This is a genomic window from Halorhodospira sp. M38 (assembly GCF_022227985.1).
Classification (GTDB): Bacteria; Pseudomonadota; Gammaproteobacteria; order Nitrococcales; family Halorhodospiraceae; genus Halorhodospira; species Halorhodospira halophila_A.
This window is the reverse complement of the sequence record NZ_JAJNQP010000048.1, coordinates 1-4,988: the sequence shown is the minus strand read 5'-3', so window position 1 is coordinate 4,988 and position 4,988 is coordinate 1. Positions and strand designations below refer to the sequence as shown.

Annotated in this window: 6 protein-coding genes; 2 read left to right on the top strand and 4 right to left on the bottom strand. The window is 69.7% G+C overall.

Translation table 11 applies throughout. The annotated features are described in order from the left end of the window. Positions 1–126 precede the first annotated feature (126 nt). Positions 127–903, top strand: coding sequence for an SDR family NAD(P)-dependent oxidoreductase (locus LRA98_RS12510; protein WP_201168728.1), 777 nt, complete (start codon positions 127–129; stop codon positions 901–903). Next, positions 900–1,604: an endonuclease III domain-containing protein gene (locus LRA98_RS12505; protein WP_238634216.1), complete on the top strand. Its 705-nt coding sequence runs from the start codon at positions 900–902 to the stop codon at positions 1,602–1,604. The genes LRA98_RS12510 and LRA98_RS12505 overlap by 4 nt, the downstream gene beginning before the upstream one ends. Here the strand turns inward: LRA98_RS12505 and rluB are convergent. The 4 genes from rluB to LRA98_RS12485 all read right to left on the bottom strand — a co-directional run. Further along, entirely contained in the window at positions 1,552–2,388 is an 837-nt protein-coding gene (rluB, locus tag LRA98_RS12500) for a 23S rRNA pseudouridine(2605) synthase RluB (RefSeq protein WP_238634217.1), read from the bottom strand. The genes LRA98_RS12505 and rluB overlap by 53 nt on opposite strands. Next, positions 2,378–3,007, bottom strand: a complete 630-nt coding sequence (scpB, locus tag LRA98_RS12495) for an SMC-Scp complex subunit ScpB (protein ID WP_238634218.1) — start codon at positions 3,005–3,007, stop codon at positions 2,378–2,380. Before scpB ends, rluB begins: the two co-directional genes overlap by 11 nt. Then, a complete protein-coding gene (locus tag LRA98_RS12490; RefSeq protein ID WP_201168739.1) occupies positions 3,004–3,831 on the bottom strand; it encodes a segregation and condensation protein A in 828 nt (275 codons plus the stop codon). The genes scpB and LRA98_RS12490 overlap by 4 nt, the downstream gene beginning before the upstream one ends. Next, positions 3,828–4,988, bottom strand: a 1,161-nt coding sequence (locus tag LRA98_RS12485) for a tryptophan--tRNA ligase (RefSeq protein WP_238634219.1), incomplete at its 5' end; no start/stop codon positions are given. The genes LRA98_RS12490 and LRA98_RS12485, both read right to left, overlap by 4 nt.

Genomic DNA, 4,988 nt, shown 5'->3' with positions numbered 1-4,988 from the left:
AGCGACGGCGGGGAATACGCCCGAGGCAATGGCTACAGGCAACCCCGCCCGGCCTACCTTGCTCGCCACCGGAGCGCTGGGTAAGGTACGGCGTTTCCCGTCGTTCACCACCATCAGGGGATAACCGTGGCCGAACAAGCGTTGATCTCCGCCGACTACCAGCCCGCCGAGGACGCCTTCGACGGGCGGGTCATCCTGGTCACCGGCGCCACCGGCGGCATCGGCAGCGCCGTCTGCCGCCGGCTCGCCGCCGCCGGCGCCACGGTTGTCATCCTCGACAAGGACCTCAAGGCGCTCGAGAGCCTCTACGACCGCATCGTCGAGGACAACCACCCAGAACCGGCGATCTACCCCATGAACCTCGAGGGCGCCACCTTCGACAACTTCCCCGAGGTCGCGCAGCGTATCCGCGAGGGCCTCGGCCGCCTCGATGGCCTGCTCCACGCCGCGGCCACCATGGGCAAACCGGCGCCCGTCGAACTCTACGACATGGAGACGTGGTACAAGACCCTCCAGGTCAACCTCAACGCCGCCTTCATGCTCACTCAAGCGTGCCTGCCGCTGCTGCGCGAGTCCGACCGGGGCAGCATCGTGTTCACCAGCGATGCCAGCGGCCGGAATGGCCACAAAGCCTACGGAGGCGCCTACGCCGTCTCCAATGCCGGGCTCGAGGGCCTGATGCGGGTGCTCGCCGCGGAGCTGGCCGAGACGACGAGCGTCTGCGTCAACACCCTCGACCCGGGCATTGTCGCCACCGGGCTGAGGCAGAAGGAGTTCCCCTTCGAGAACCCCCTCGACCTGACCCAGCCGCAGCAGGTGGCCGGCGCCTTCCTGCGCCTGCTCGGGCCCGACGGGCGCAGCCACCACGGTCAGGCGCTGAGCGTCGAGCCGGCACCGGCGTGAGCGCGCCCTCGCCGCGCCCCCACCCCGGCCTGACCGGTGAGCGGCTACGCTGGCTGCTTGAGCAGCTGGTCGCCCACCACGGTGAACAGCACTGGTGGCCGGCAGAAACCGCCTTTGAGGTGCTGGTCGGGGCCGTGCTGACCCAGAACACCGCCTGGAGCAATGTCGAGCGCGCCATGGAGCAGCTCCGTGGCGCGGGGCTGCTCGATCCCGTGGCCCTGATCGAGGCCGAGGGCGACGAGGTGGCCGAGGCGATCCGGCCGGCAGGCTACTTCAACGTCAAGACCCGCCGGCTGCGCAACCTGTGCATCGCCTACCTGCAGGAGGGCTGCATGGAGGGCATGCAGCTACGGCGCACCGAGGCGCTGCGCGAGAAGCTGCTGGCGGTCAATGGGGTCGGCCGCGAGACCGCGGACGACATCCTGCTCTACGCCTTCCACCGCCCGGTGTTCGTGATCGACGCCTACACCCGGCGGATCCTCCAGCGCCTGGGCTGGATCCAGGGTGATGAGGGGTATGAGCGGCTGCGCGGCGGCATCGAGGCGGCGCTGGGGCCGGACACCGCAGCCTTCAACGAGCTGCATGCCCAGATCGTGGCGCTGGGCAAGGACACCTGCCGCCCCACGCCGCGCTGTGCCGACTGCCCGCTCAGCGCCGCTTGCGCCCACGCCGCCGGCGGCGCTGGGGCGCCGTCCGCCTGACCGGCTCCGGCGGGGTCAGGCCCACGTGCTCGTAGAGTTCGCGCTTGCCGGCCTCGTCCAGCTCGCGCAGCTGGCCGCGGCGCAGATCCCGGGGCATCACCACGGGCCCGTAGCGCACGCGGATCAGACGGCTGACCGTCACCCCTTGGGACTCCCAGAGCCGGCGGACCTCGCGGCGGCGCCCCTCGGTGACGATAACGTGGAACCACGCGTTAGCGCCCTCCTGCGGCTCGTCCACCGGCATGGCCGACTCCACCACCTCGAAGTGGGCGGGGCCGTCCTCGAGTTCGACCCCACCCACCAAGCGGTCGACCATCTCCTCGGTCACCTCGCCGTGGATCCGGCAGGCGTACTCCCGCTCAACCCCCGTGGAGGGATGCATCAGGGCGTTGGCGAGTTCGCCATCGTTGGTGAACAGCAACAGCCCCTGGCTGTTGATATCCAACCGCCCCACGGCGATCCACCGCCCGGGCGTGCGCGGCAGCCGCTCGAAGACTGTTGATCGGCCCTCGGGGTCGGAGCGGGTGGTCACTTCGCCCTCGGGCTTGTTATAGAGCAGCACCCGCCGCGGCGGCTCGCGATGGACCCGCTGCACCGTCTGCCCGTCCAGCTCCACGTGGTCACGGGGCTGCGCGCGATCGCCCAGCTTCGCCACGCGTCCCTCGATGCGCACGCGCCCGGCCTGGATGGCCGCCTCCATCTCGCGGCGCGAGCCCAGCCCGGCGCGCGCCAGCACCTTCTGCAGTTTCTCGCCCGCAGGCTGATTCCCACCGTCACTCGTCACGGGTCGCCCCCTGTTCGTCGTCGCTGGTTGCCGGATCGCCCTCGCCCTCGGCCTCGTCGGGCAGGCGCAGATCCAGCTCCAGATGCGCCTGATCCGGATCCTGCAGCGTGGCCAGATCCGGCAGCTGATCCAGCCCGCGCAGGTTGAAGTGCTCAAGAAACCCGCGGGTGGTGGCGTACATCGCCGGGCGCCCCGGCACGTCGCGCCGGCCCACCACGCGGATCCAGCCACGCTCCTCGAGCGTGCGGATGATCGAAGTACTGACGCTGACCCCGCGCACCTGCTCGATCTCCCCGCGGGTGATCGGCTGCCGGTAGGCAATCAGGGCCAGCGTCTCGAGGACGGCCCGCGAATAGCGTGCCGGCTTCTCCTCCCAGAGCCGCGAGACCCACGGGGCCATGTCGGCACCGACCTGGATGCGGTAGCCGCCGGCCACCTCGCGGATCTCGATCCCGCGCCCCTGGTAGTCCGCCGACAGCTCGGCCACGGCCCGGCGGATGTCGTCGCGGCTCGGCGCCCGGTCGGCATCGAACAGGCCCTGGATGCGTTCGAAGGTCAGCGCCTCGCCGGCGGCCAGCAGCGCCGCCTCGATGATGTGCTTGAGTGGTGGCATATTCATCGTGCGCGGATGTAGATCGGGGCAAAGGCGTCGGCCTGGACCAGCTCCACCATGGACTCGCGCACCAGCTCGAGCAGCGCCAGGAAGGTCACCACGACCCCGGTCCGCCCCTCCTCCACCCGGAACAGCTCCTGGAAGGGCGTGTAACGCTCCTCGCTGAGCCCGCTCAGGGTCTCGCTCATCCGCTCGCGGATGCTGATCGTCTCGCGCTCGACGTGGTGGCTCTCATTCAGCTGCGCCCGGCGCATGACCTCTGAAAGGGCCAGCAGCAGCTCGCGCAGGCTGACTTCCGGTGCCTGCGCCCGGGGCCGGCACTCCGGTGCGTCGGCGGCGGCCGGGAAGATATCCCGCCCCACGCGGGGGAGTTCGTCGATCTGCTCGGCCACCTTCTTGAAACGCTCGTACTCCTGCAGCCGGCGGATCAGTTCGGCCCGCGGATCGTGGTCCTCGTCCTCCTCGTCGTCGGCCGCCGCGGGCCGCGGCAGCAGCATGCGCGACTTGATCTCGGCGAGCATGGCGGCCATCACCAGGTACTCGGCGGCCAGCTCCAGACGCATCTCGCGCATGAGCTCGACGTACTCCATGTACTGCCGGGTGATCTCGGCGATGGGGATGTCGAGGATGTCGAGATTCTGCCGCCGGATCAGGTAGAGCAGCAGATCCAGCGGCCCCTCGAACGCCTCGAGGAAGACCTCGAGCGCGTCCGGGGGGATGTAGAGATCGTCCGGCAGCCGTCGCAGCGCCTCGTCACCGACGCGGGCCACCGGCTCACCGCCGCCCGCCGGCTCGTCAGCGGACGCCTGCCCGGCGGCGGTCTCCGTCACCGGTACTCCAGGCCCATGGCGCTGCGCACCTCGCCAAGGGTCTCGCGGGCCTCCTCGCGGGCCTGCTCACAGCCGTCAACGATGATCGAGCGCACATGCTCCGGATCTTCCTCGTACTGTCGGGCCCGCTCGCGGATCGGCGACAGCTCGGCCTCAACGGCGTCGATGATGCAGCGCTTGCACTCCAGGCAACCGATCCCGGCGGTGGTGCACCCTTCTTGGACCCACGCGCGGGTCGACTCGTCGGAGTAGACCTGATGGAAGTCCCACACCGGGCACTTCTGCGGATCGCCGGGGTCGTTACGACGCACCCGCGCCGGGTCCGTCGGCATGGTGCGCAGCTTGCGGACGACGTCGTCGGTGGGCTCGCGCAGGCCGATGGTGTTGTCGTAGGACTTGGACATCTTGCGGCCATCGAGGCCGGGCATCTTCGCGGTCGGCGTCAACAGCACCTCGGGCTCGGGCAACAGTTCCCGGGTGGTGCCGTCGAGGTAGCCGAAGAGCCGCTCGCGGTCGGCGACGGTGATGTTCGGCTGCCCCTCCAGCAGGGCGTGCGCCACCTCCAGGGCCTCGCGGTCACCCTCCTGCTGATAGCGACGGCGCAGGTCGTGGTAGAGGCGCGCATTCTTCTTGCCCATCTTGCGCGCCGCCTCCTGGGCCTTCTGCTCGAAATCCGGCTCGACGCCGTAGAGGTGGTTGAAGCGGCGGGCCACCTCGCGGGTAAGTTCCAGGTGGGCCACCTGGTCCTCGCCCACCGGCACCTCGGTGGCCTTGTAGATGAGCACGTCCGCCGACTGCAGCAGCGGATACCCGAGGAAGCCGTAGGTGGACAGGTCCCGGTCGCTCAGCTGCTCCTGCTGGTCGCGGAACGTGGGCACCCGCTCGAGCCAGCCGAGGGGGGTCATCATCGACAGCAGCAGGTGGAGCTCAGCGTGCTCGGGCACCCGGGACTGGATGAACAGCCGCGCCAGCTTGGGGTTGACGCCGCAGGCCAGCCAATCGATCACCATGTCCCAGACATTGTCCCCGACCACCCAGGGGCTCTCGTAGTGGGTGGTCAGGGCGTGCCAGTCGGCCACGAAGAAGAAACACTCGTACTCGTTCTGCAGGCGCACCCAGTTCTTGAGCACGCCGTGGTAATGGCCCAGGTGCAGCCG